Origin of the sequence: Kocuria oxytropis (assembly GCF_040981195.1) — a bacterium.
In the GTDB taxonomy this organism is placed as follows: Bacteria; Actinomycetota; Actinomycetes; order Actinomycetales; family Micrococcaceae; genus Kocuria; species Kocuria oxytropis.
The window spans coordinates 1-559 of record NZ_JAVFXA010000096.1; the positions used below are offsets into that span (position 1 = coordinate 1).

Here is a 559-nt window from a genome sequence, read left to right on the forward strand (position 1 = left end):
GGGAGCAGGGTTTAACAGACGAACAGGCCGAACAGCTTGCCACTGTAAAAAGGGCCGCTGTGCTGTGGGCGCTTGATGTTAATCACAACCCCCGGCAGTTGGTTATGGGCTTCACGCACCCACTGATGAACGTGTTAGGTGATGTCTGGACGTGGGGAACGAAACAGGACGAGCACGGCAGGCAGTGGATTTGTGTTTGGTCGCCAGCTACGTTACAGAGCATCGCTGACCAGATGACGCCGTTTGATGGTGAAGCCGAACAGCCGGAGCACGTTAATCGTGCGCTAACGGAAACTCCTGAGCCTGTGCTGGTGGTTGATGCTGGCACAACGTGGCGATCTACCTTTGACGATTACGTGTATGAGCAGGAGCAGAAAAAGCGAGCCAGGGCAAAAGCAGCAGCAGAAGCAGAGGCCGCAGCAGAGGCCGAGAGACAGCGCCAGAACGCTTTACGGGAGAAGATGAGCAATCGCCTTGCCTCGTTGCTTGAGAGCGTTAGAAGTGACTTTGATGGGCTGTATGGCTTCGCTGATGATGCCTTTGCCGGAGAGGTGCGAGC

Annotated in this window: 1 protein-coding gene; it reads left to right on the top strand. The window is 55.8% G+C overall.

The window, feature by feature from the left end:
* On the top strand, positions 1–559 hold a 559-nt coding region (locus QYM41_RS17755), incomplete at both ends, for a hypothetical protein (RefSeq protein ID WP_368801092.1).